The sequence below is a fragment of the Streptomyces sp. NPDC059900 genome, assembly GCF_050270335.1.
Classification (GTDB): domain Bacteria; phylum Actinomycetota; class Actinomycetes; order Streptomycetales; family Streptomycetaceae; genus Streptomyces.
The window spans coordinates 1-3,245 of the sequence record NZ_JBNNJZ010000767.1; the positions used below are offsets into that span (position 1 = coordinate 1).

Below are 3,245 nucleotides of genomic sequence, written 5' to 3' on the forward strand. Positions count from 1 at the left end.
CCCAGCGAGTGGGACCTACTGGTGGGCGGCTCGGCCGCATGGTCTCTGGGTGCTGCGGGATACATCACGCGGTCGTCCCCTCTGGCCTCATGGGGTCGCAGGCGGCCGGCAGGGCGCCGTGCTGCGGGTAGAGGGCACAGGCCGATACGCCGCGCAACCATGCACGCAGTGCGATCTGCTCGCGGTGCGTCCAGGCGATCTCCCGCTCCGCCGGGGCGATGACAGCGTTCACCTCTCCGTCCAGCACCAGGTGCTCCACCGTGCGCCAGCCAATGCGCCGACGGCGCGGGACGTCGGGCGGTGCCAGGTCGTACACCTCCTGGAGGACCGGCCAGCCGCACGCGTCAGCGAAGCCGCGGAGGTCCCCGAGCGTCCGCGCCACTATCTGCGTGTCGGCACGACAGATGTAGAGCACGCCACAGGGGCGATCGGGGACCGCGCCCACCAGGGTGGCTACGGGCACGGCGGTCGCATGGGCCGGGATCTTGGACATGACACCTCAGCTCCAAGGCAGTTGAGGGTAGGGCCGTTGGGCACAAGCCCCAAAGCGCATTGCCGAGGTGCTGTGCTTGGGTGATTGCGGGGCTCATGGCTCGCCTCGCCGACCGGGCCGGTCTGGCCCCGATGGTCGATGTCCCGCCTCGAAGGCCTTTCCGTTGCCCAACTAGATTCCTCCGTCTGGTAGTTGCAATGCAAGCTCAAGTGAAATCTTCACTTGGATTGGCATATGCAATGCAAGATGCTCTGTCCTTTGCAAGGACGACTCCAGGTGCCAGACTCAAGACTCCAGCCTCGGTTTGGCGGACTCTCGCCTCAAGGCGCGGGCCCAAGCCTGAGTTCGCGGCACTCCGGGCAGAATCGGATGGACTCAAGGAGGACGCGTGGCAGCTCCCACCGGACCTACCGTCCGGCGCATGCAGCTCGGCGCGGAGCTCGAACGTCTGCGGAAACAGGCGGGCTTCACCAACCACAAGGACGTGGTCGACGGTCTACCGATCAGTGAGTCTCAGTACTACCGAGTGGCGCGAGGCCTGTCCGCGTTCCGCAAGCAGAGCGACCTCATCGCAGTCCTCGAGCGGTTCGGTGTGACAGACGAGGACGATGTGCAGTTCCTCGTCGACATTCACCGCGACAGCCTCAACCGCGGGTGGTGGTCGATATACGCCCGCACCATGCCCTCCGGCATGGCCATGTACGTCGGCCTGGAAGATGGCGCCCGATCACTGCGGTGCTGGCAACCGAACCTTGTGTTTGGCCTGTTGCAGACCGATGACTACGCCCGCGCCGTGTTCCAGCACGCGAAGACAGTCGAAGAGCGCACCACAGAGTTCGTCGAGCGCGGAATCGAGCTCCGCAAGGAGCGGAGAAGCGTACTGACACGCGAGAAGGCGCCTGAGGTCCGCGCGATCCTTGATGAGGCCGCGTGCCACAAGGTGATGGGGAGCAGCACCATCATGCGGGCGCAGATCGAGCACCTGATCGAGCTCTCGAAGCTGGAGAACGTCACCATCCAGGTCCTTCCGATGACCACGCCGACCTACAGGTGCTCCCACAACTTCACGCTGCTGGAGTTCGATCACCCGCTTCCCTCCGTGGTTCAGATGGACACCGTGGACGGCGGATCGGAAATCAGCGACAAGGACACCGCTATCTGGCAGTTCTCCCGCAGGTTCGAGGCCCTGCGGGACGGCGCTGTTCCCGTGGGAGACACACCCAAGTTCCTGCACCAACTATCCCGAAAGATCTGACATGACATCCACCTTGAACGCTCTGGACCTCGCACCCCGTGGCAGCTGGTTCAAGTCGACGTACAGCGATGCTGGCAACAACTGCGTCGAGGTCGCCAGCCTCCCCGCGGCCGTCGCCGTGCGCGACTCCAAGCAGAAGAACGGCCCGGCCTTCGCCGTATCGCCGCGTGCGTTCGCCGCGTTCGTCGCATGCGCGAGCGCGGGGACGCTGCCCGGCTGACGCTCACTGCGAAGAACGGCACGGTCCTCCCAGAACGGGCTGGGGACCGGGCCGTTCGCAGCCGGGACATTTCGAAGGCGTCTAGAATCCGCCCATGATCGCCGACCTGCAATGCGTGGTGCTGGACTGCTCGGATCCTGCGGTACTTGCCGCGTTCTACCAGGCATTGCTCGGTGGGGCCGTCAACCAGCAGGACAAGCGGTGGGCCGTTGGCGAGGAATGGGCGACCCTGCACACGCCCTCTGGTCTCGTACTCGCCTTCCAGCGGGTAGCGGACTACCGGCCGCCCCTGTGGCCCGACCCGGACCGGCCTCAGCAGTTTCACCTGGATTTCAGTGTCGCGGACCTGGACCAGGCACAGGAACAGGTGCTGGCGCAGGGGGCGACGACATTGGATGACGGTTCCGACGGGCGGAGTTGGCGTGTCTATGCCGATCCGGCAGGGCATCCGTTCTGCCTGGTTCGTCATTGAGCGGCCGCCTCGCGCCGGCCGCCCAGCACCGGCGACGGGACGTGAACTCGCCTCGCCGCGTCGTCCACGCCGGATCACGCTTCGAGTGCGGGGACCTCGCTGAGCGGTCCCGGATTCGCGCCGCGTGAGGATCATGGGCGTCCTGGCATTGGTGGCGAAGATCACCAGCACGGTCGCACCGGTGCTCGGTTAGGTTCGTGCGACGCACCACTGTCCGAGAAAGCAGCCCGCCATGCGCACGACACCCACCAGCCCGCTCTCCCCCGCAGATCTCGCGGAGGGCTGGCGCAAGGCCGGACTCGAAGAAGGCATGGACGTGATCGTGCACTCCTCGCTGTCCAGCCTCGGCCCGGTCGACGGCGGCGCGGCCACCGTGGTCAACAGCCTGCGCAGCGTTCTCGGCCCCACCGGGACGCTGGCCGTCCCGACCTTCACCTGGCAGGTCACCGACTCCGATCCCGACCACGTCGGCGTGCCCACCAGTGACGTGACCGAGCGCCGGGCCTCCGTGCCCGCCTTCCATGCGGACCTGGACACCACCAGCATGGGCGCCATCCCCGACACCGTGCGGTCCCTGCCCGGAAGCATCCGCAGTACGCACCCCCAAGCCTCCGTGACCGCCATCGGCGCACGGGCCGCCGAAATCACCGGTCACCAGACGCTGGGCTTCGCTCTCGGCCCCAGCTCGCCCTTCGGGCGACTGCACGACCTGGACGGATACATCCTGCTCATCGGCGTCGGCCACGACCGCAATACCTTCCTCCACCACGTCGAGACCCTCACACCCAGCCCTCGCCTCAAGGTC

The 3,245-nt window shown here is 66.5% G+C and carries 5 protein-coding genes; 4 read left to right on the plus strand and 1 reads right to left on the minus strand.

Annotation, left to right across the window (positions count from 1 at the left end; all coding sequences use genetic code 11):
- Positions 1-64: 64 nt before the first annotated feature.
- Positions 65-493, minus strand: coding sequence for a hypothetical protein (locus tag ACQKIP_RS43565; RefSeq protein WP_365864413.1), 429 nt, complete (start codon positions 491-493; stop codon positions 65-67).
- A gap of 388 nt (positions 494-881) precedes the next feature.
- Between ACQKIP_RS43565 and ACQKIP_RS43570 the strand changes: the two genes are divergently transcribed.
- The 4 genes from ACQKIP_RS43570 to ACQKIP_RS43585 all read left to right on the plus strand — a co-directional run.
- Positions 882-1,748 carry a helix-turn-helix domain-containing protein gene (locus tag ACQKIP_RS43570; protein WP_365864411.1) on the plus strand — a complete coding sequence of 289 codons (867 nt, stop codon included), beginning with the start codon at positions 882-884 and terminating at the stop codon, positions 1,746-1,748.
- A gap of 1 nt (position 1,749) precedes the next feature.
- A complete protein-coding gene (locus ACQKIP_RS43575; protein ID WP_365864409.1) occupies positions 1,750-1,968 on the plus strand; it encodes a DUF397 domain-containing protein in 219 nt (72 codons plus the stop codon).
- 94 nt (positions 1,969-2,062) lie between these two features.
- A complete protein-coding gene (locus tag ACQKIP_RS43580; RefSeq protein ID WP_365864407.1) occupies positions 2,063-2,440 on the plus strand; it encodes a VOC family protein in 378 nt (125 codons plus the stop codon).
- A gap of 232 nt (positions 2,441-2,672) precedes the next feature.
- Positions 2,673-3,245: aminoglycoside N(3)-acetyltransferase (locus ACQKIP_RS43585; RefSeq protein ID WP_427745552.1), on the plus strand; the 573-nt coding region annotated here is incomplete at its 3' end.